This window comes from Pseudomonas putida (assembly GCF_002741075.1).
Lineage (GTDB): Bacteria > Pseudomonadota > Gammaproteobacteria > Pseudomonadales > Pseudomonadaceae > Aquipseudomonas > Aquipseudomonas putida_T.
Genome location: NZ_CP016634.1, coordinates 4,540,595 through 4,561,064, shown reverse-complemented (window position 1 = coordinate 4,561,064; position 20,470 = coordinate 4,540,595). Strand labels below are relative to the sequence as shown.

The 20,470-nt window shown below is 61.2% G+C and carries 15 protein-coding genes, 2 tRNA genes and 2 pseudogenes; 13 read left to right on the top strand and 6 right to left on the bottom strand.

Going from position 1 to position 20,470, the window contains the following annotated elements:
* Positions 1–17 precede the first annotated feature (17 nt).
* The 3 genes and pseudogenes from IEC33019_RS21330 (at position 18) to IEC33019_RS28315 (ending at position 3,443) form a co-directional block, all read left to right on the top strand.
* A complete protein-coding gene (locus tag IEC33019_RS21330; RefSeq protein ID WP_070090475.1) occupies positions 18–1,310 on the top strand; it encodes an adenylosuccinate synthase in 1,293 nt (430 codons plus the stop codon).
* Positions 1,311–1,805: 495 nt separating this feature from the next.
* A pseudogene (locus IEC33019_RS28320) lies at positions 1,806–2,585 on the top strand (HAMP domain-containing protein); the annotation flags it as partial.
* Positions 2,559–3,443, top strand: coding sequence for a methyl-accepting chemotaxis protein (locus IEC33019_RS28315; protein WP_372340649.1), 885 nt, complete (start codon positions 2,559–2,561; stop codon positions 3,441–3,443). The pseudogene IEC33019_RS28320 and the gene IEC33019_RS28315, both read left to right, overlap by 27 nt.
* 101 nt (positions 3,444–3,544) lie before the next feature.
* On the opposite strand, the gene IEC33019_RS21320 is transcribed toward IEC33019_RS28315, so the two are convergent.
* The 4 genes from IEC33019_RS21320 to IEC33019_RS21305 form a co-directional block, all read right to left on the bottom strand.
* A complete protein-coding gene (locus IEC33019_RS21320) occupies positions 3,545–5,110 on the bottom strand; it encodes an ABC transporter permease (RefSeq protein WP_070090473.1) in 1,566 nt (521 codons plus the stop codon).
* Complete coding sequence (locus IEC33019_RS21315; protein WP_070090472.1) at positions 5,110–6,123, bottom strand: extracellular solute-binding protein; 1,014 nt, start codon at positions 6,121–6,123, stop codon at positions 5,110–5,112. Before IEC33019_RS21315 ends, IEC33019_RS21320 begins: the two co-directional genes overlap by 1 nt.
* 241 nt (positions 6,124–6,364) lie before the next feature.
* A tRNA-Leu gene (locus tag IEC33019_RS21310) sits at positions 6,365–6,451 on the bottom strand.
* A 73-nt stretch (positions 6,452–6,524) separates the two neighbouring features.
* Positions 6,525–6,611: transfer RNA gene (locus IEC33019_RS21305), tRNA-Leu, on the bottom strand.
* Between the two features lie 273 nt (positions 6,612–6,884).
* On the opposite strand from IEC33019_RS21305, the gene rnr reads away from it, so the two are divergent.
* The 8 genes from rnr (at position 6,885) to IEC33019_RS21265 (ending at position 16,578) form a co-directional block, all read left to right on the top strand.
* Positions 6,885–9,467, top strand: a complete 2,583-nt coding sequence (gene rnr, locus IEC33019_RS21300) for a ribonuclease R (RefSeq protein ID WP_070090471.1) — start codon at positions 6,885–6,887, stop codon at positions 9,465–9,467.
* Entirely contained in the window at positions 9,464–10,210 is a 747-nt protein-coding gene (rlmB, locus tag IEC33019_RS21295) for a 23S rRNA (guanosine(2251)-2'-O)-methyltransferase RlmB (RefSeq protein ID WP_070090470.1), read from the top strand. The genes rnr and rlmB overlap by 4 nt, the downstream gene beginning before the upstream one ends.
* A 272-nt stretch (positions 10,211–10,482) precedes the next feature.
* Complete coding sequence (gene rpsF / locus IEC33019_RS21290; protein ID WP_043211961.1) at positions 10,483–10,908, top strand: 30S ribosomal protein S6; 426 nt, start codon at positions 10,483–10,485, stop codon at positions 10,906–10,908.
* A gap of 29 nt (positions 10,909–10,937) precedes the next feature.
* A complete protein-coding gene (gene rpsR / locus IEC33019_RS21285) occupies positions 10,938–11,168 on the top strand; it encodes a 30S ribosomal protein S18 (protein WP_009403887.1) in 231 nt (76 codons plus the stop codon).
* A gap of 33 nt (positions 11,169–11,201) precedes the next feature.
* The gene (locus IEC33019_RS21280) at positions 11,202–12,095 is read left to right on the top strand and encodes a hypothetical protein (protein WP_070090469.1); all 894 of its coding nucleotides are present in this window, start codon (positions 11,202–11,204) and stop codon (positions 12,093–12,095) included.
* A 20-nt stretch (positions 12,096–12,115) separates the two neighbouring features.
* Positions 12,116–12,562: a 50S ribosomal protein L9 gene (rplI, locus tag IEC33019_RS21275; protein ID WP_043211954.1), complete on the top strand. Its 447-nt coding sequence runs from the start codon at positions 12,116–12,118 to the stop codon at positions 12,560–12,562.
* A gap of 113 nt (positions 12,563–12,675) precedes the next feature.
* Positions 12,676–14,073, top strand: coding sequence for a replicative DNA helicase (gene dnaB / locus IEC33019_RS21270; protein WP_070090513.1), 1,398 nt, complete (start codon positions 12,676–12,678; stop codon positions 14,071–14,073).
* A 204-nt stretch (positions 14,074–14,277) separates the two neighbouring features.
* On the top strand, positions 14,278–16,578 hold the full coding sequence (locus tag IEC33019_RS21265; protein ID WP_070090468.1) for a YgiQ family radical SAM protein: 2,301 nt from the start codon (positions 14,278–14,280) through the stop codon (positions 16,576–16,578).
* A 79-nt stretch (positions 16,579–16,657) separates the two neighbouring features.
* Here IEC33019_RS21265 and IEC33019_RS21260 read toward each other — a convergent pair whose 3' ends face one another.
* Positions 16,658–17,245, bottom strand: a complete 588-nt coding sequence (locus tag IEC33019_RS21260) for a TIGR00730 family Rossman fold protein (RefSeq protein WP_070090467.1) — start codon at positions 17,243–17,245, stop codon at positions 16,658–16,660.
* Between the two features lie 349 nt (positions 17,246–17,594).
* Between IEC33019_RS21260 and azu the strand changes: the two genes are divergently transcribed.
* Positions 17,595–18,044 (top strand): azurin, encoded by a 450-nt coding sequence (gene azu, locus IEC33019_RS21255; protein WP_070090466.1) that lies wholly within the window; start codon positions 17,595–17,597, stop codon positions 18,042–18,044.
* A gap of 110 nt (positions 18,045–18,154) precedes the next feature.
* On the opposite strand, the pseudogene nadE reads toward azu, so the two are convergent.
* Positions 18,155–18,466: pseudogene (nadE, locus tag IEC33019_RS21250) on the bottom strand (NAD(+) synthase); the annotation flags it as partial.
* Positions 18,467–18,818: 352 nt separating this feature from the next.
* Here nadE and IEC33019_RS21245 point away from each other — a divergent pair.
* Complete coding sequence (locus IEC33019_RS21245) at positions 18,819–20,450, top strand: NAD+ synthase (protein ID WP_054572150.1); 1,632 nt, start codon at positions 18,819–18,821, stop codon at positions 20,448–20,450.
* The last annotated feature ends 20 nt before the right edge of the window (positions 20,451–20,470 follow it).

Below are 20,470 nucleotides of genomic sequence, written 5' to 3'. Positions count from 1 at the left end.
GAATGAGGACAAGTGTTATGGGTAAGAATGTCGTCGTCCTGGGCACCCAGTGGGGTGATGAGGGCAAAGGCAAGATCGTCGATCTGCTGACCGAACATGCTGCCGCCGTAGTGCGCTACCAAGGTGGCCACAACGCGGGTCACACCCTGGTGATCAACGGTGAGAAGACCGTTCTGCACCTGATTCCTTCCGGCATCCTGCGTGAGGGCGTGCAGTGCCTGATCGGCAACGGCGTGGTCGTTGCACCGGATGCCTTGATGCGTGAAATCACCAAGCTGGAAGAGAAGGGTGTGCCGGTGCGCGAGCGCCTGCGCATCAGCCCGGCTGCTCCGCTGATCCTGTCCTACCACGTGGCCCTCGACCAGGCCCGTGAAAAGGCTCGTGGCGAAGCCAAGATCGGTACCACTGGCCGTGGTATCGGCCCAGCCTACGAAGACAAGGTCGCTCGTCGCGGCCTGCGCGTTGGTGATCTGTTCCACCGCGAGCGTTTTGCCGCCAAGCTCGGCGAGCTGCTGGATTACCACAACTTCCAGCTGGTGAACTACTACAAAGAGCCGGCCATCGACTTCCAGCAGACCCTGGACGAGTGCATGGCCTACGCCGAGCAGCTCAAGCCGATGATGCTCGACGTCACCGCCGAATTGCACAACCTGCGCCGCGCCGGCAAGGACATCATGTTCGAAGGCGCCCAGGGCTCGCTGCTGGACATCGACCACGGCACCTACCCGTACGTCACCAGCTCCAACACCACCGCTGGCGGTATCTCCACCGGTTCCGGCGTTGGCCCGATGTACCTGGACTACATCCTCGGCATCACCAAGGCCTACACCACCCGCGTAGGTTCCGGCCCGTTCCCGACCGAGCTGTTCGACGAAACTGGCGCCACCCTGGCCAAGCGTGGTCATGAGTTCGGTTCCACCACCGGTCGTGCTCGTCGCTGCGGCTGGTTCGATGCCGTGATCCTGCGTCGCGCCATCGATGTCAACAGCATCTCGGGCATCTGCCTGACCAAGCTGGACGTACTGGATGGACTGGAAACCATCAACATCTGCGTTGGCTACAAGAACGAGAACGGTGCGGTCATCGACGCGCCTTCCGACGCCGACAGCTACATCGGCCTGGAGCCGGTGTATGAAAAGATGTCAGGCTGGAGCGAGTCGACCGTGGGCGTGAAAACCCTGGAAGAACTGCCGGCCAACGCCCGCGCCTACATCAAGCGCATCGAGGAGCTGATCGGCGCGCCGATCGACATCATCTCGACTGGCCCGGATCGCAACGAGACCATCGTGCTGCGTCATCCGTTCGCCTGATCAGCCGCCTCGGCCGTTGATTGAACGCCGCGCCCCCGCAAGGAGGCGCGGCGTTTTCATTTGGGCGCTATGCAGAAATGCCATGCCCGGCGCCAGACATTGGCGTTTATCCCTGCTGCGCTGGGCACAGCCCTTGCTGTATGAAACTCCTGTCAGCGCCATCAAAGTAATGGCGCCAGAAAACACGGGAGTTACAACGTGTCTGCCATTCTTTCACTGTTACGAAGCCGCCTCTTGCGGCCAGTGTTTGTTGCACTTGGTATCGCTCTTCTGGTGCAGGTGCTGGTTGCCGTTGCACTGACGCGGAGCACGGTCACGGCCCTGGAAGCCGATTTGGGCGCACGCCTGGGCAGCGACAGCCAGAAACTGGCCGGCGAGCTGGAGCAGGCCGGGCAGGATGTCCGCGCCGGGCTCGACAGCCTCTCGGCCAGTACCCGCCAGCGCTTGAGCGCTGGTCTTTCCGAGCGGCTGCAGAGCGAGCAGCAGCAACTGCGTATGACGCTGGAGAAGAACCTCAAGGATTCGGCCAACGACATGGCCGAGCTGCTGGCCTCGGTTGCGCCGCGCGCCATCTGGGACAACGACGTACCCACGCTCTCGGACTTCGCACGTCGCGCCCAGCGCAATCCGAACGTGTTGTTTGTCATTTACGACGACGCCCAGGGCCAGCACCTGACCCGCTATCTGAACAGGCAAAACCCCATCAACCAGGTGCTGATCGAGCGCGGGCAGGGTGAGCGTGCCTTGGACAAGGTGCTCGATGCTGCGCGCAAGGACCCTTCGGTGTACTACGTCGAGGCCTCTATCAACCCCAATGGCGCCGAGATCGGCAAGGTGCTGATGGGCGTATCCACCGCTGGCGTGGAGCAGGAACTCAAGGCGCTGGACCAGCGCTTTGCGACCTTGATCGCCAGCGGCGAGCAACTGGTGGGCGATAGCCTCGTGGCAGCCGCCGCCGATAGCGGCAAGGCCCTGCGGGCGCGCCTTGAGACGGCACAGAACAGCGCTACCGCCATGCAGGCCAATACCGCGCAAACGGTGCGTGATGCCGCTGCCGAGCTGCGCTGGCGGATCGGCTTAGGCCTGGTGCTGGTGGGGTTGGGTGTGCTTCTTGTCGTCGCCGTGGTGCTGGGGCGCCGTGTGGTCAACAAGCTGCGCCTGTTGATTGGGGCGCTGAATGACCTGGCGGCGGGAGAGGGCGATCTGACCAAGCGAGTGACCCTCGACAGCCGTGACGAGATCGGCGACATGGCCTCTGCGGTCAATCGCTTTGTCGACAAGCTGCAGCCCATCGTCCGTGAGGCTGGCGAAGTGGCTCAGCGTACGGGGGTGGAGATCGACACCATGGCTCAGCGCAATGCGGGCGCCGACGCAGCCGCTGCGCTGCAACGTGATGAAGTTGCTGCCAGCCTGCGTGACCTTTCGAGCATGGCGGATGAGGCCCAGGCCGAAAGCCAGGCCATGCAAGCCGCCTTGCAGCAGGTAGTGGATATTCGCCAGGCCACTGACGAGAACAGTCGCGCTTCCACCCAGCTGGCGCGTCTGATCGAGAACCTGGCCGGGGAGGTGGAGACAGGCTCTCAGGTGATCGAGCGGCTGGCCAAGCAGAGCGAACAGATCGAAGTGGTACTGACCGTGATTCACGGCATCGCCGAGCAAACCAACTTGCTGGCGCTCAACGCCGCCATCGAGGCTGCCCGGGCCGGCGAGACTGGGCGCGGCTTTGCCGTGGTCGCCGATGAGGTGCGCGCCCTGGCAAGCAAGACCCAGAGTTCCACGGGCGATATCCAGGCGCATATCGCCGCCTTGCAGGCGGGTGCTAAAGAGGCGGTGGCGACCATCGGTCAGGCCGGTCGCCAGGCCAGCGAAGGATTGCTGGTGCTGCGTGATAACGAGCGCCGCCAGCAGTCGGTGCAGGCGGCGGTCGAACAGGTGCATTCGGCCATTGGCCTGGCGACCCGGGCGGCTGAGCAGCAGGCCAATGGGGCGCAGGCTGTGCGCGGGCGGGTGGAGAACATTCATGCGCAGGCCGAGCGATCGGCGCAAGTGGTGATGCAGACCACGGCCAGTAGCAAGGTGCTGGATGACCTGGCGGCGCAGTTGCGGGCGAGCCTGGGGCAGTTCCGCGCCTGAAAAAGATCGTTGGGGGTTGTGACTGGGCAACTGTTGCCCTGCCGGACCTTGGGTGTGCAAGGCAGCCCCAAGGTCCTGCAGGGTGGGTTCTGCGAAAAGGTTTACGCCTTGTTCAGATACATCCGTGTCGTCAGAAGATACACCGGCAACCCCGAAACCACGATCAACAGCGCCGCATAAGGCGCCGCTGCCGCGAATTCGACGTTGGCGGTATGCGCCCAGACTTCGGTCGCCAGGGTGGTCATGCCGGTCGGGCTGAGCAGCAGCGTAGCGGTCAGCTCTTTCATGGCGTCGAGGAACACCAAGGCAAAGGCCGCCGCCAGCGCGGGGAAGATGATCGGCAGCGTCACCCGGCAGAAGGCGCCAAGGCTGCTGGCGCCCAAGGTGCGGGCCGCCTCTTCGAGTGTCGGTGAAGCCTTGTTGAGGGCTGTGCGTACCGGTGCCTGGGCCAGCGGCAAGAACAGCAGGGCATAGGCCAGCAGCAGCAGGGCGGATGTCTGGTAAAGCGCCGGCACATAGTGCAAGGCGAAGAACACCAGCGTCAGCGCGATCACCAGCCCTGGCAGGGCATGCAGCAGGTAGGGCAGGCGCTCGGCCCAGATCGCCAGGCGGCCTTTGTAGCGCACCACCAGGAAGCTGATGGGCAGCGCCAGCAACACGCAAAAACCAGCGCCGCCCAGAGAGACCGACAGCGACGTCAGCAGCGCCTTGCCGATTTCCGTGATCGGGAATGCTGCCGATGAGCCCACGCTCAACCAATAGCCGAGCATGGCCAAGGGAATACCGCTGCCCAGTACAGCCAGTGCCAGGCAGAAAAGTTGCCCCAATGGCATCCAGCTTCGCAGGCGAACTGGTTGGCCACGACGTGCCACGCCTTGGCCGATTCGCACATGGCGCGCTTTGCCGCGCACGCGCAATTCCAGCCAGAGCATCGCCAAGCATAACGCCAGCAGCACCGCCGAGAGCATGGCCGCGTTGGCGTTGCTGAACTCCAGTTCGAATTGCTGGTAGATCGCTGTCGTGAAGGTCTGCAGGCCCAGGATGGACAGGGCGCCGAATTCAACCAGCATGTGCAGGGCGATCAGCAGCGCACCGCCGATCATCGAAGGCCACAGCAGGGGGAGGGTAACCTTGAAGAACACGCCCCAGCGGCTGCAGCCCAAGGTGCGCGCCGATTCTTCCAAAGACGTGTCGAGGTTGCGCAGCGTCGCGGCCACCGGTAGGAATACCAACGGATACTTGGACAGCGCCATGACCAGGATCGCCCCGCCCAGGCCCTCGAAGTCCGAACTCAGTGACACCCAGGTAAAGCTGCTGACAAACGAAGGCACTGCAAACGGCAGACACAGCACCACACCCCATAGGCGACGACCGGGCAGGTCGCTGCGCTCCAGCAGCCAGGCCAATGCCAGTCCGACGATCAGACAGGCCACCGTGACGCCCACCATCAGCATCAAGGTGTTGCGCAGCAGCCCCCAGACGAAGGGGCGCCAGAGCAGGCGAAAGGCTTCATGCCAGCCAGCTTGCCATGCCTTGAGGGCGACATAGAGCAATGGCAGCAAGCTCATCGCCACCAGGAACAGGACAGGCAGCATCACCCAGATCGAGGGGCGCTTGCGGCGTGGCACGAAGCGCGCCAGGGCAGGCTGGGGCAGGGCGGCGGTCATCAGAGCAGGCCGACCTCGCGTTCAAGTTCCAAGGCTTCCTCGGCATTGCCAAGGTCGGCCGGCGAGATCTTCGGTGGGCGCAGCTCTTCGAACGGTTTCAGGCCTTGATCGGAGATCATGCCTTTATGCAGCGGGTATTCGGCGGTGGTCTGGGTGATGACACGCTGGCCTTCTTCGCTGGCCATCCAGTTGAGCAGGGCCTGGGCTTCTTTCGGGTGCTTGCTGGCCTTGACTGCGCCAGCACCGGAGATGGTCACCAGGTTGCCGGCGTCGCCGTCGGCCAGGTAGTAGAGCTTGGAGTCCAGCTGGCCGCGCTCGCGTTTGAGGGCATACCAGTAGTAGTTGTTCACCAGCACGGTATCGACTTCACCGCGCTCCACCGCTTTGAGGGCGACCATGTTGTTGGTATAGGCCTTGCCGAAGGCCTTGAGGCCGGTGAGCCATTCCTCGGTCGCTTCGCGGCCATGCAGCTTGAGGATGGCCACGGCCTGCTCCTGGAAGGCGCCGCTGGTGGGCACGTAGCCAACACGGCCATCCCATTCGGGGTTGGCAAAGTCCATCACGCTTTGCGGCAGATCCTTCTCGTCGATCTTCTTCGGGTTGAACACCACGATGCGGGTCCGCGCGGTCACGCCCATCCAGGTGCCGTTGGCGCCGACGTATTCCTTGGGCAGCATGTCCAGGGTCGCTGCGTCGATTTTTGCCAGCAGGCCTAGTTCGCCCAGGTTGTTCAGGGGTGGGGATTCTTCGGTATAGATGACATCGGCGGGCGAGCGATCGCCTTCCTCGATGATCTGGCTGGCCAGCTGGTTGCTGCTGCCCTTGCGAATATTGATATGGATGCCGGTCTTGGCCTCATAGGCCTTGGCGATAGCTTCGCCGATTTCCTTGTGCTGGCCGTTGTACAGGGTCAGGGTGACCGGTTCGTCAGCCAAGGCGGCCGGTGCGCCGATCACCAGGCCGAAGAGGGCGGCGGCCAGGCTGCGCATCAGCAGTTGCGGGCGGATCGTCATGCGGGTACTTCCTCGCTTACGGCTACATATTTCGAAACAATGGTAAACGAAATCGTTTCTCAAGTGGCCGTGTGGCGAGAAATTCATGAATAGACAAAGGGCGAAAAGGCGTGCGCCCATTTTCGGGGGGGCGGGTTTCCCCGAGATGGAGGATGCGTGGCGCTTGTCGGTGTTCTCGGGTGAGGGGGCGGTTAAATCGCAGGCAAGAAAAAACCCACTAGCAAGCTAGTGGGTTTTTATATGGTGCCCAGGAGAAGACTCGAACTTCCACGACCGTTAAGTCACTGATACCTGAAACCAGCGCGTCTACCAATTCCGCCACCTGGGCAAAGCTTTTACATCTACAGCATGAATCATGTTGCTGAGTGACAGACAATTTGCTATCTATCGCTCGAAATATTTGGTGCCCAGGAGAAGACTCGAACTTCCACGGCCGTTAAGCCACTGATACCTGAAACCAGCGCGTCTACCAATTCCGCCACCTGGGCACACATTTCGTCGAGGTCACATGATGCTTTACATCGCGTTTCATCTCAACTACAACGTCGGCTGTCCGTCGTTGTGGTGCGCACTATACGGACGCTCCTGAGGGCTGTAAAGCCCCGGATCAAAAAAAATTTCAAAAAATTCAACTTGTTGATTCCGCAGGGCTATTGCCTCTATCTCGACGCTCCGCTGGGGCTGTCCAAGGCAGACATTTCCGGTTTCAATACGCCTATGCCAGAATTCCTATCTATATACCCCAAGGTGAACCCCTTCTGATGGCCGATTGGCAATCCCTCGATCCCGAGGCCGCTCGCGAAGCGGAAAAATACGATAATCCCATCCCAAGCCGTGAGCTGATCCTGCAGCGTCTCGCCGACCGTGGCGAGCCGGCCGCCCGCGAAGAGCTGGCCGCCGAGTTCGGCCTGCACGAAGAAGACCAGATCGAAGCCCTGCGCCGCCGTCTGCGCGCCATGGAGCGTGATGGTCAGCTTATCTATACCCGGCGCGGCACCTATGCCCCGGTAGACAAGCTGGACCTGATCTGCGGTCGTGTCTCCGGCCACCGCGATGGTTTCGGTTTCCTGATCCCTGACGACGGCAGTGAAGACCTCTTCCTGAGCCCTGCACAGATGCGCCTGGTGTTCGACGGTGACCGCGGCCTGGCCCGGGTTTCCGGTGTCGATCGCCGTGGCCGCCGTGAAGGTGCCCTGGTCGAGATCATCTCCCGTGCCCATGAGAGTGTGGTTGGCCGCTACTTCGAGGAAGGTGGTATTGGCTATGTCACCCCGGACAACCCGAAGATCCAGCAGGAAGTGCTGGTGACCGCCGGGCGTAACGGTGGCGCCAAGATCGGCCAATTCGTCGAGATCAAGATCACCCATTGGCCTACCCCGCGTTTCCAGCCCCAGGGCGATGTGGTCGAGGTGATCGGCAACTACATGGCGCCAGGCATGGAGATCGATGTCGCGCTGCGCAGCTACGACATTCCTCACGTCTGGCCTAAGGATGTGATCAAGGAAGCGCGCAAGTTCCGCTCCGAAGTCGAAGAGAAGGACAAGGAAAAGCGCATCGACCTGCGCCACCTTCCGTTCGTCACCATCGACGGTGAGGACGCGCGCGACTTCGACGACGCCGTCTATTGCGAGCCTCTGGGCAAGCTGCGGCTGTTCTCGGGCGGCTGGCGCCTCTACGTGGCGATCGCCGACGTCTCCAGCTACGTGCGTCTGGGCTCGGCCCTGGATGTCGAGGCCCAGCAACGCGGTAACTCGGTGTACTTCCCCGAGCGCGTGATTCCGATGCTGCCTGAGGAACTGTCCAACGGCCTGTGTTCGCTGAACCCGCATGTCGATCGCCTGGCCATGGTCTGCGAAATGACCATCAACAAGGCCGGCCAGATGGTCGACTACCAGTTCTACGAAGCGGTGATCCACTCCCATGCCCGTCTGACCTACAACAAGGTCAGCAGCATGCTCGAACATGCCCGTACCCGCGAAGGCAAGGCTCTGCGCGAGGAGTACAGCGCGGTACTGCCCGACCTCAAGCACCTCTATGCCCTGTACAAGGCACTGGTAGCGGCTCGTCACACCCGTGGCGCGATCGACTTCGAGACCCAGGAAACCCGCATCATCTTCGGTGAAGACCGCAAGATCGATGAAATTCGCCCGACTGTACGCAACGATGCCCACAAGCTGATCGAGGAATGCATGTTGGCGGCCAACGTGGCCACCGCTGAGTTCCTGCAGAAGCACGGCGTCCCGGCGCTGTACCGTGTGCACGATGGTCCGCCACCGGAGCGCCTGGAAAAACTGCGCGCCTTCCTCGGTGAGCTCGGTCTGTCGCTGCACAAGGGCAAGGAGCCTTCGCCGAAGGACTACCAGGCTCTGCTGGCGAGCATTGCCGGGCGCCCGGATTTCCATCTGATCCAGACCGTCATGCTGCGCTCGCTGAGCCAGGCGGTGTACAGCGTCGAGAACAACGGCCACTTCGGCCTGAACTACGAGGCTTACACCCACTTCACCTCGCCGATCCGCCGCTACCCGGACCTGCTGGTGCACCGCGCCATCCGCAGCGTGATCCGCTCGAAGATCGACACGCCGCACGTCAAGCGGGCTGGTGCGATGAGCATTCCGAAGGCGCGCATCTACCCGTACGACGAGAACACCCTGGACCAAATGGGTGAGCAATGCTCGATGACCGAGCGGCGCGCCGATGAGGCCACGCGCGATGTGGTCAACTGGCTCAAGTGCGAATACATGCGCGACCGCGTCGGCGAGACTTTCCCGGGCGTGATCACCGCCGTGACCGGCTTCGGCCTGTTCATCGAGCTGACCGACATCTATGTGGAAGGCCTGGTGCACGTCAGCGCCTTGCCGGGTGACTACTACCACTTCGACCCGGTGCACCACCGCCTGTCCGGTGAGCGCAGCGGTCGCAGTTTCCGTCTGGGCGATACCGTCGAAGTCAAGGTCATGCGTGTCGACCTGGAGCAGCGCAAGATCGACTTCGAAATGTCCGAGGCGAGCGTCAACGCTCCCGTAGGGCGCAAGCCTGCTGGCGCTGCTGGTAAAAAAGAGGCACCTGGGGCGGAGCCTGCAGTGGTTTCCGAGGCGAAGATCTCGCCTAAGCCGCGCAGTCGCAAGAGCGAAGCTGCTGAGGCGTACTTCCCCAAGGATGCCGTGCAGCGTAACGCCGAAGTGCGCAAAAGCCGTGAAATGAAAAAGGCGCTGATGAGCGAGGCCCGTCACAGCCACGCCAGCGGTAAGTCTGAGAAGGGCGCCAAGGCTTCCGGCAAACCGACCAAGCATCGCAAGGGGCCGTCGAAGTCCGGCGCGCCGCGCAAGGGCAAGAACAAGTCATGAGTCAGCTGGAAAAAATCTACGGCGTGCATGCCGTGCAGGGGCTGTTGCAGCACCATCCCAAGCGGGTCAAGCAGATCTGGTTGTCCGAAGGACGCAGCGAACCGCGTATTCAGGGCTTGCTGGCCCTGGCCGCGGAAAACCGCGTGCCGGTCGGTCAGGCCGAGCGCCGTGAGCTCGACGCCTGGGTGGAAGGTGTGCACCAAGGCGTCGTCGCCGAGGTCAGCCCGAGCCAGGTGTGGGGCGAGGCCATGCTCGACGAACTGCTCGAGCGTGCCGAACGACCGCCGCTGATCCTAGTGCTGGACGGAGTCACCGATCCGCATAACCTAGGCGCCTGTCTGCGCACCGCCGATGCTGCCGGTGTCACGGCCGTGGTGATTCCCAAGGACAAGTCGGCAACCCTCACTGCGGTGGTGCGCAAGGTTGCCTGCGGCGCTGCTGAGGTGATCCCGCTGGTGGCGGTAACCAACCTGGCCCGTACCCTGGAAAAACTCCAGCAGCGCGGACTGTGGGTGGTCGGGACCGCGGGCGAGGCCGAACAAGAGATCTATCAGCAGGACCTGACGGGGCCGCTGGTGATGATCATGGGCGCCGAGGGTAAGGGCATGCGTCGTCTGACCCGCGAGCACTGCGACTTCCTGGTCAAATTGCCGATGGCCGGTAGCGTCAGTAGCCTGAACGTGTCGGTGGCCACCGGGGTATGCCTGTTCGAGGCCGTGCGTCAGCGCCAGGCCAAGGGCTGATGCTGTTCGCGGGTAAACCCACTCCGGCAGGCTGGCGGTGCCCTCTGTGGGGTGGGGTTACCCGCGAATAGGTTTGGACAGCCTGCGAATATGTTTCCGGCTGTTCAAATAATCACCAATCACCTTGCTTGTGCTTCCCGCCTTCTCTACAATTGCGCCCCTTGCCGAGCAGGCAGGCGCGCATGTGCCTCTTTCCAAGGCAAGACATACAGTGTCATTCACTCCTTGTCTGACCAGAGTGCTGGCAGACTACTAACCCGTAAGGAGCATTCATGCGTCATTACGAAATCATCTTCCTGGTTCACCCGGACCAGAGCGAGCAAGTCGGCGGCATGGTTGAGCGTTACACCAAGCTGATCGAAGAAGACGGCGGCAAGATCCACCGCCTGGAAGACTGGGGCCGTCGTCAGCTGGCCTACGCCATCAACAACGTTCACAAGGCTCACTACGTGATGCTGAACGTTGAGTGCACCGGCAAGGCCCTGGCCGAGCTGGAAGACAACTTCCGCTACAACGATGCCGTGATCCGTAACCTGATCATCCGTCGCGACGAAGCCGTCACTGGCCCGTCCGAGATGCTGAAGGCCGAAGAGAACCGCAGCGAGCGCCGTGAGCGTCGTGAGCGTCCTGAAGCTGCTGATGGCGTCGATGGCGACGACAGCAACGACAGCGACAACAGCGATAACGCTGACGAGTAATCCACGGACCTTTTTGAGGAGCCTATTACATGGCACGTTTCTTCCGTCGTCGTAAATTCTGCCGCTTCACTGCTGAAGACGTGAAAGAGATTGACTACAAAGATCTCAACACCCTGAAAGCTTACGTATCCGAAACCGGCAAGATCGTTCCAAGCCGTATCACCGGTACCAAAGCTCGTTATCAGCGTCAGCTGGCTACCGCTATCAAGCGCGCCCGCTTCCTGGCCCTGCTGCCCTACACCGACAGCCACGGCCGCTGAGACCGGGTCGTCGACAAGTAGCAAGGGATAAGCATGCGAGCGTTGGCTGATTTCATCATGCGCGGTCGTGTGCAGGCCTCCATTGTGGTGGCCGGTTGTGCGGCGTTGCCGCTGTTGTTCTGGTTGAGTGCCGCCGCCGGGAGCCTGGTGTTCCTGCGGCGTGGTTTCAAGGACGCTTCCTCGGTCATCGTCTGGGGCATCCTCCCGGCGTTGGCCTGGTGGATCTTCGGCGAGCCACGCACCCTGATGGTGCTGCTGGGGACGCTGGGGCTGGCTGCGCTTTTGCGCGCTGGGCATTCCTGGAACCGGGTGCTGTTGTCCAGCATCGCCCTGGGCCTGTTGTACGGTGTTGTGCTTGGTTCGGTGTTCCGCGAACCGATTGAAGCTCTGGCGCGAGCGCTTGAAAAAGCCCTGCCGCAGATGCTCGACGGCCTCTACCAGCAGTTGTCGGTAGAGGAACAGGCACACCTTGGAAGCCTCATCGTACCGGTGCTCGGCGGCCTGATTGCGGCCCTGTTGCAAGTTGTCAGTGTGCTGGCCCTGATGTTGGGCCGCTACTGGCAAGCCGTGTTGTACAACCCGGGAGGTTTCGGTCGCGAGTTTCACGCGGTGCGGATTCCCCTGGTGCCGATGCTGGTGCTGTTGGCCTGCATGCTGTTCGGTCCGAACCTTGGTTCCGGCCTGGCATTGCTGACGCCGCTGTGCAGTGTACCGCTCATGTTCGCGGGGATCGCCCTGCTGCATGGGTTGGTGGCCCAGAAGCGCCTGGCCAAGTTCTGGCTGGTGGGGTTGTACGTGACGCTGGTGCTGTTCATGCAGCTGACTTATCCGTTGCTCGTGGTCTTGGCCATTGTCGATAGCCTGATTGATTTTCGCGGTCGCAAGTCCCCTCACCAGGGTGACGATTCCGCGAACGGTGAAGGTTAAAAGTTAAGAGGTTTTACCAAATGGAACTGATCCTGCTGGAAAAAGTCGCCAACCTGGGCAACCTGGGCGACAAAGTAAAAGTAAAAGGTGGTTACGGCCGTAACTTCCTGCTGCCTTTCGGCAAGGCCGTCGTTGCCAACGCCGTCAACCTGGCTGCGTTCGAAGAGCGTCGCGCTGAGCTGGAAAAAGCTGCTGCTGAGCGTAAGGCTTCGGCTGAAAGCCGTGCTGCTCAACTGGCCGAGCTGGAAGTGACCATCACTGCCACCGCTGGTGACGAAGGCAAGCTGTTCGGTTCGATCGGCACCCACGACATCGCTGACGCCCTGACCGCCTCCGGCGTTGAAGTGGCCAAGGCTGAAGTTCGTCTGCCGAACGGCACCATCCGTAACGTCGGCGAATACGACGTTGCCGTGCACCTGCACAGCGACGTTGAAGCCACCGTTCGCGTGGTTGTCGTCGCAGCCTAAGCTGCCGCGAATCGGTTGGCTCCTTGGGGCTAGCCGGTTAACATCGGGCACGGTCCTGCATCATGCAGGTCGTGCCCTTTGTCTTTTTCATCACCCAGATTTTTCGCGTGGACATGAACGAGATCAGCAATCCCGAACAGCTAGACCTACAGACCGCCGCCCTCAAGGTGCCGCCGCATTCCATCGAGGCCGAACAGGCCGTGCTCGGTGGCCTGATGCTGGACAACAACGCATGGGAGCGGGTGCTGGACCAGGTCTCAGACGGTGATTTCTATCGACATGACCACCGCCTGATCTTCCGCGCCATTCACAAGCTGGTGGATCAGAACCAGCCGTTCGACGTGGTCACCCTGCACGAACAGCTGGACAAAGAAGGCCTGTCGTCCCAGATCGGCGGCCTGGCGTACCTGGCCGAACTTGCCAAGAACACGCCGTCGGTGGCCAACATCAAGGCCTATGCCGCGATCATCCGCGAGCGGGCCACGCTGCGCCAGCTGATCAGTATCAGCACCGACATCGCCGACAACGCCTTCAACCCCCAGGGGCGCAACGCCGCGGAAATCCTCGATGATGCCGAGCGGCAGATCTTCCAGATCGCTGAAGCGCGGCCCAAGACCGGCGGCCCAGTGGGTGTCAACGAGCTGTTGACCAAGGCCATCGATCGCATCGACACGCTGTTCAACTCCGACAGCGACATCACCGGCCTTTCCACCGGCTATACCGACCTGGACGAGAAAACCAGCGGCCTGCAGCCGGCGGACCTGATCATCGTCGCGGGCCGTCCTTCGATGGGCAAGACCACCTTCGCCATGAACCTGGTGGAGAACGCGGTATTGCGCAGCGACAAGGCGGTGCTGGTGTTCTCCCTGGAGATGCCCGGTGATGCCCTGATCATGCGTATGCTGTCGTCCCTCGGGCGCATTGACCAGACCAAGGTGCGTTCCGGCCAGCTGGACGATGACGACTGGCCGCGCCTGACCTCGGCGGTCAACCTGCTCAACGACCGCAAGCTGTTCATTGACGATACCGCCGGCATCAGCCCTTCGGAAATGCGCGCCCGCACCCGGCGTCTGGTGCGCGAGCATGGCGATATCGCCATGATCATGGTCGACTACCTGCAGCTGATGCAGATCCCCGGCTCCAGCGGCGACAACCGGACCAACGAGATCTCCGAGATTTCCCGCTCGCTCAAGGCCTTGGCCAAGGAATTCAACTGCCCGGTCATTGCCCTGTCGCAGCTCAACCGCTCCCTTGAACAGCGCCCGAACAAGCGTCCGGTGAACTCCGACTTGCGTGAATCCGGAGCGATCGAGCAGGACGCCGACGTGATCATGTTCGTCTACCGTGACGAGGTGTATCACCCCGAGACCGAGCACAAGGGCGTCGCTGAAATCATCATCGGTAAGCAGCGTAACGGCCCCATTGGCTTCATCCGCCTGGCGTTCATCGGCAAGTACACCCGCTTCGAGAACCTCGCCCCGGGCATGTACAACTTCGACGACGACGAATAACCGTTGAGCTCCGGGGCCGTTTCAGGGCTCCGCGCAGGCTCCCGTAGGGTGAGCGCTTGGCTGTGAGCGGCGACACCCTGCGATGGCGCGCGAAGCGCTCCTCAAGCCTCCTCCACGAATCCGACCACTACCGTCGGATTTGATCAAATTTTGTGCTATATTCCGCGCCCGCGATTTCCCTGCACACCAGAACCGGTCACTGACATGCAAGCAGCCAAACCACTCTACGACTATCCCAAGTACTGGGCCGAATGCTTCGGGCCGGCACCGTTCCTGCCTATGAGCAGGGAGGAGATGGATCAGCTCGGCTGGGATTCCTGCGACATCATCATCGTGACCGGTGACGCCTACGTCGACCATCCGTCGTTCGGCATGGCCATTATTGGCCGCCTGTTGGAGGCCCAGGGCTTTCGTGTAGGCATCATCGCCCAGCCAAACTGGCAGTCGAAGGACGACTTCATGAAGCTTGGCGAGCCGAACCTGTTCTTCGGCGTCGCGGCAGGCAACATGGACTCGATGATCAACCGCTACACCGCGGACAAGAAGATCCGTTCCGACGACGCCTACACCCCGGGTGGCCTGGCCGGCAAGCGTCCTGACCGGGCGAGCCTGGTGTACAGCCAACGCTGCAAGGAAGCCTACAAGCATGTGCCTATCGTGCTTGGCGGCATCGAAGCCTCCTTGCGCCGTATCGCCCACTACGACTACTGGCAGGACAAAGTCCGTCATTCGATCCTGATCGACGCCAGCGCCGATATCCTGCTGTACGGCAACGCCGAGCGCGCCATCGTCGAAGTCGCCCAGCGCCTGTCCCAGGGCGAAAGCATCGAGAGCATCACCGATGTGCGCGGTACCGCCTTCGTGCGTCGCGACACCCCGGAGGGTTGGTACGAGATCGACTCCACCCGCATCGACCGCCCGGGCCGGGTCGACAAGATCATCAACCCCTACGTCAATACCCAGGACACCCAGGCCTGCGCCATCGAGCAGGCCAAGGGCGAGGTCGAGGACCCGAACGAAGCCAAGGTCGTGCAGATCCTGGACAGCCCGCGCATGACCCGCGAAAAGTCGGTGATCCGCCTGCCGTCGTTCGAGAAGGTGCGCAACGACCCGGTCCTCTACGCTCACGCCAACCGCGTGCTGCACCTGGAGACCAACCCCGGTAACGCTCGCGCCCTGGTGCAGAAGCACGGCGAAGTGGACGTGTGGTTCAACCCGCCGCCCATCCCGATGAGCACCGAGGAAATGGACTACGTGTTCGGCATGCCCTACGCGCGCGTCCCGCATCCGGCCTATGGCAAGGAGCGCATCCCAGCCTACGAGATGATTCGCTTCTCGGTGAATATCATGCGTGGCTGCTTCGGCGGCTGCACTTTCTGCTCGATCACCGAACACGAAGGCCGCATCATCCAGAACCGTTCCCACGACTCGATCATTCGTGAGATCGAGGAAATGCGTGACAAGGTCCCGGGTTTCACCGGCGTGGTCTCCGACCTGGGCGGCCCGACCGCCAACATGTACCGGATCGCCTGCAAGAGCCACGAGATCGAGAAGCACTGCCGCAAGCCGTCCTGCGTGTTCCCTGGCATCTGCGAGAACCTCAACACCGACCACAGCTCGCTGATCGAGCTGTACCGCAAGGCGCGTGCTCTGCCGGGTGTGAAGAAGATCCTGATCGCCTCGGGCCTGCGCTACGACCTGGCCGTGGAGTCCCCGGAGTACGTCAAGGAGCTGGTGACCCATCACGTCGGTGGCTACCTCAAGATCGCCCCGGAGCACACTGAGCGTGGCCCACTGGACAAGATGATGAAGCCTGGGATCGGCACCTATGACCGCTTCAAGCGCATGTTCGAGAAGTTCTCGAAGGAAGCGGGCAAGGAGCAGTACCTGATCCCATACTTCATCGCCGCGCACCCGGGCACCACCGACGAGGACATGATGAACCTCGCGCTGTGGCTCAAGGGCAATGGCTTCCGCGCCGATCAGGTGCAGGCGTTCTACCCGTCGCCCATGGCCTCGGCCACGGCGATGTACCACTCGGGCAAGAACCCGCTGCGCAAGGTGACCTACAAGAGCGAAGGGGTGGAGATCGTCAAGAGCGAAGAGCAGCGCCGCCTGCACAAGGCGTTCCTGCGCTACCACGATCCGAAGGGGTGGCCGATGCTGCGTGAGGCGCTGCAACGCATGGGCCGCGCCGACCTGATCGGCCCGGGCAAGCATCAGCTGATCCCGCTGCATCAGCCGCAGACCGACAGCTATCAGAGCGCCCGCCGCAAGAACTCGACCCCATCCGGCAGCCACAAGGTGGGCAAGGACCAGAAGATCCTGACCCAACACACCGGCCTGCCGCCGCGCGCCAGCGATGGCAGCAAACCGTGGGACAAACGTGAGAAGGCCAAGGCCGAGGCGTTCGCCCGCAACCAGCAGGCGGCCAAGGAGCGCAAGGAAGCGGCCAAAGGCGGCAAGGGCAAGAAGAAGCCCCGCCAGCCAGTCATTCCGCGCTGATCGATCGTCTGGGCATAGAACCCTGTGGGAGCCGGTGAACCCGCTTCCACAGGTTAGATACTGAGCCTATCAACCGAGATCAATCAGGCTTCTTGTCGACCCACTTCGGCAGCACGGGCGGCACGAATTCCTCCATCGCATCCAGCAGTTCATCCGGCTGCTTGCCGAGCAACAGCATCGCCCGGTGCTGTGGCCTTACGAAGCCTTCTTCGACGATATGGTCGAGGAACCCGCCAAGCTTTTCATAGAACCCGTTAACGTCCAGCAAACCCAGCGGCTTGGCGTGATACCCCAGCTGGCCCCAGGTCCAGACTTCGAACAATTCCTCGAGCGTCCCCAGCCCGCCCGGCAGGGCGATGAAGGCATCGCTCAGCTCGGCCATGCGCGCCTTGCGGGCATGCATGCCATCGACCACTTCAAGGCGTGGCAGGCCTTTATGGCCGATCTCCGCATCGATCAGGCTCTGTGGCATGACGCCGATGACCTCGCCACCAGCGGCCATGGCCGCATCGGCGACGGCGCCCATCAGGCCCACGGAGCTGCCGCCGTAGACGAGGGTCAGTCCACGCCGGGCGATGGCCTGGCCCAGAGCCACCGCAGCGTCGCGATACGCGGGGTGGGTGCCGGTGCTGGCACCGCAGAAGACACAAATGGAACGTACAGGCATTGCTCATCTCCCTTCACATGCGTGCACAGGGTAAGACGCATGCCTGCCGCTTCCAAGCACCGATTCACTCGGGGCGGGAGAACTCGCAGACCGCCGCGCCACAGGCTCCACACGCGTAGGCAGCCAGCAGGCTGCGCATCATGTTGCTCAAGGTCATGGGACTTGCTCCTGAATGAGAGGTTGTCCCATCGTCTGTTAAGAGGGCATGATGTGCACTTAGATTGGTTGTATACAATCCATTGAACAAATCTACTGGCTGACGCCTTGACCCTCCTTGACCCATATCAGCGAGGAGAGGAAAGGTTTCAGGCAGTCTCGCAACGATAAAACCCTGCCAAGGAGATTCATGATGTTTGCGAAAGCTGTAGCGGTATCCCTGCTGACCCTCGCCAGCGCTTCTGTCTTTGCAGCCGAGTGCTCGGTCACTGTGGAATCGACCGATCAGATGTCCTACACCAGCAAAGAATTCACGGTCGACAAGAGCTGCAAAGAGTTCACCGTCAAACTGACCCACTCCGGCAGCCTGCCGAAGAACGTCATGGGCCATAACCTGGTGATCAGCAAGACCGCCGACATGCAAGGCATTGCCACCGAGGGCATGAGCAAGGGTCTGGAAAACGATTACCTCAACGCCGCCAACGCCGCGATCATCGCCCACACCAAGATGATCGGCGCGCCAGAGAAGGAAACCGAAGTGAAGTTCGACACTTCCAAGCTGGAAGCCGGTGGCGACTACAGCTTCTTCTGCACCTTCCCGGGCCACATCTCGATGATGAAGGGCAAGGTCATCGTCAAGTAAGCGAAGCCTGAGCGTGTAACCTGTGGGAGCGGGTTCGTTCGCAAATGCCGAGGTGGTTTGCCACTGCATTTGCGGATGAATTCGCTCCCACAGGTGTTTCTACCGCCCGCTCAAGGCGCGAATGGCAGCTCGCGCTTGTGTTGGCTTTTGCGGTAGGTGGCGACGATGATGTCAAAGGCTTCCTGGCTGACCGGCTCGCCGTGCAGGAAGGCGTCGATCTGCTTGTAGGTCACGCCGTGGGAGGCTTCGTCCGGCTTGCCTGGCGCCAGGTCTTCCAGGTCAGCGGTCGGCACTTTTTCCACTAGCGCTTCCGGTGCGCCAAAGCTGCGAGCGATGTCACGCACCTGGTTCTTCACCAGGCCGCTCAATGGCGCCAGGTCGCAGGCACCGTCACCGAACTTGGTGAAGAAGCCCATTACATTCCTCCCCCCGAAATAGTGCCCAATCCAGCGCAGTGACTGAGTGAGTGACTATTTTTGCTCTTGTGCAGAATCTGTATCTGCACAGTCTGGGGATTCTGGACTGCGCCCTCTCCCAGACCTTCTTCCGATTTCGCTAGATGGGGCTGAGCTTGGTTAGGGCATAATGTCCTAGTTCGCAAGATGCCCGCGACCCTCCGGGTAGTCCTGACCCAGGTTCAATGAGCCGTAATGGCTAGCAGTAATCCGATAGCCCCGCGCTCAGCATGGAGCTTCAGATGGTGCTTCCTTGATCGCAGATGTCAGGACAGTGTTGCATCTTGCCGATCTCGATCTAGGCATTTCTGGAGGAACCATGGAGCAACGTTTGAGAGTGGTAATGGCCCAGCTGAACATCCGCGTCGGGGATGTATACGGCAACGTTGAGAAGGTCATCGAAGCCGCTCATAAGGCCCGCGACGACCTCAAAGCCCAGGTCATCGTTTTCCCAGAGCTGACCCTTTGCGGTTACCCACCAGAGGATCTGCTCCTTCGCTCCAGCATGCAGAGCCGGATCGAAAAAGCCCTGCAGCATATCAAGGACGCTGTCCAAGGCATCGTCACTGTAATCGGCTTCCCTTGGGTCGAGGATGGAGCGCGCTACAACAGCTGCGCCGTGATTTCGGACGGCAAGGAGCTCGCCCGCTATAACAAGCAGCGCCTGCCTAACTATCGTGTTTTCGATGAGAAGCGGTACTTTGAGCCGGGCAGCGGCCCATGCGTAGTTAACCTCTTCGGCGTACCGGTCGGTATCACTATCTGTGAGGACATCTGGTTCTCCGAGCCGCTCAAGCAGGCTTGTGATGCCGGTGCCCAGATCATGCTGACCCTGAATGCCTCGCCGTTCCATCGTGGAAAGCAGGCTGAACGTGAAGAGCTATTGGCGACGCGTGCCAGCGAATGCTCAATCCCCATGGTCTACGTGAACCAGGTTGGTGGCCAAGACGAACTGGTGTTCGACGGCAACAGCTTCGTAGTGGATGGCGACGGAAAGGTTACTCAGCGCGCCCCTGCTTTCGAGGAGGGGCTCTTCGTCTCGGAGTTTGAGATCAAGGAAGGCGTTTTGGTGCCCGTTCCGGCTCAGACCACCGAGCTTCTCAGCATTGAGGCCAGCGTCTACCAGGCACTGGTAGCTGGCGTTAAGGACTATGTGCAGCGCAACGGGTTCAAAGGTGTTGTGCTAGGCCTTTCGGGTGGCATCGACTCGGCGTTGGTGCTCGCTGTTGCTGTGGATGCCTTGGGTGCAGAAAACGTTGAAGCTGTGATGATGCCGTATCACTACACGGCCCAGATGAGCCAGGACGACGCGAAAGAGGAAGCCGACATCTTGGGTGTGAAGTACAGCGTCCTGCCCATCGCATCCATGGTAGAAGCCTTCCTGACCACGCTTGCGCCAATGTTCGAAGGTTTGGGCAAAGACACCACCGAGGAAAACCTCCAGGCCCGGTGTCGCGGCACCATGCTCATGGCCATTTCCAACAAGAAGCGGTATCTCGTTCTCACGACCGGCAACAAGAGTGAGATGGCGGTCGGCTATGCGACCTTGTATGGTGATATGGCGGGTGGCTACGACGTCTTGAAGGACGTACCGAAGACCTTGGTATTCCGCCTCTGCGAATACCGCAACACCCTGGGCTACGTAATTCCGCAGCGCGTCATTGATCGTCCACCATCTGCAGAGCTTGCTCCTGACCAGAAGGACGAAGATTCCTTGCCTCCATACCCTGTCCTTGATGAGATCCTTCGCTTGTACATCGAGCAGGACTTGTCTGCCGATGCCATTACCGAGAAGGGCTTCGATCAGGAGGTTGTGAGGAAGGTAATTCGCTTGGTCGACCTGAACGAATACAAGCGGCGCCAGGCCGCTGTGGGCCCTCGTGTCACCGAGCGCGGCTTCGGTCGTGACCGGCGTTACCCTATCACTTCTGGCTGGAGTATCGGTGATTAATAGCTGAGGCAGCTGATCTA

Bases quoted from the DNA above. Each gene is read 5' to 3' on its own strand.
- IEC33019_RS21260 (WP_070090467.1), bottom strand. From the start codon at position 17,245: ATGCCTGTACGTTCCATTTGTGTCTTCTGCGGTGCCAGCACCGGCACC.
- azu (WP_070090466.1), top strand. From the start codon at position 17,595: ATGTTTGCGAAAGCTGTAGCGGTATCCCTGCTGACCCTCGCCAGCGCT.
- rpsF (WP_043211961.1), top strand. From the start codon at position 10,483: ATGCGTCATTACGAAATCATCTTCCTGGTTCACCCGGACCAGAGCGAG.
- IEC33019_RS21320 (WP_070090473.1), bottom strand. From the start codon at position 5,110: ATGACCGCCGCCCTGCCCCAGCCTGCCCTGGCGCGCTTCGTGCCACGC.
- rplI (WP_043211954.1), top strand. From the start codon at position 12,116: ATGGAACTGATCCTGCTGGAAAAAGTCGCCAACCTGGGCAACCTGGGC.
- IEC33019_RS21315 (WP_070090472.1), bottom strand. From the start codon at position 6,123: ATGACGATCCGCCCGCAACTGCTGATGCGCAGCCTGGCCGCCGCCCTC.
- IEC33019_RS21245 (WP_054572150.1), top strand. From the start codon at position 18,819: ATGGAGCAACGTTTGAGAGTGGTAATGGCCCAGCTGAACATCCGCGTC.
- rlmB (WP_070090470.1), top strand. From the start codon at position 9,464: ATGAGTCAGCTGGAAAAAATCTACGGCGTGCATGCCGTGCAGGGGCTG.
- dnaB (WP_070090513.1), top strand. From the start codon at position 12,676: ATGAACGAGATCAGCAATCCCGAACAGCTAGACCTACAGACCGCCGCC.
- rpsR (WP_009403887.1), top strand. From the start codon at position 10,938: ATGGCACGTTTCTTCCGTCGTCGTAAATTCTGCCGCTTCACTGCTGAA.
- IEC33019_RS28315 (WP_372340649.1), top strand. From the start codon at position 2,559: ATGGCCTCTGCGGTCAATCGCTTTGTCGACAAGCTGCAGCCCATCGTC.
- IEC33019_RS21265 (WP_070090468.1), top strand. From the start codon at position 14,278: ATGCAAGCAGCCAAACCACTCTACGACTATCCCAAGTACTGGGCCGAA.
- IEC33019_RS21330 (WP_070090475.1), top strand. From the start codon at position 18: ATGGGTAAGAATGTCGTCGTCCTGGGCACCCAGTGGGGTGATGAGGGC.
- IEC33019_RS21280 (WP_070090469.1), top strand. From the start codon at position 11,202: ATGCGAGCGTTGGCTGATTTCATCATGCGCGGTCGTGTGCAGGCCTCC.
- rnr (WP_070090471.1), top strand. From the start codon at position 6,885: ATGGCCGATTGGCAATCCCTCGATCCCGAGGCCGCTCGCGAAGCGGAA.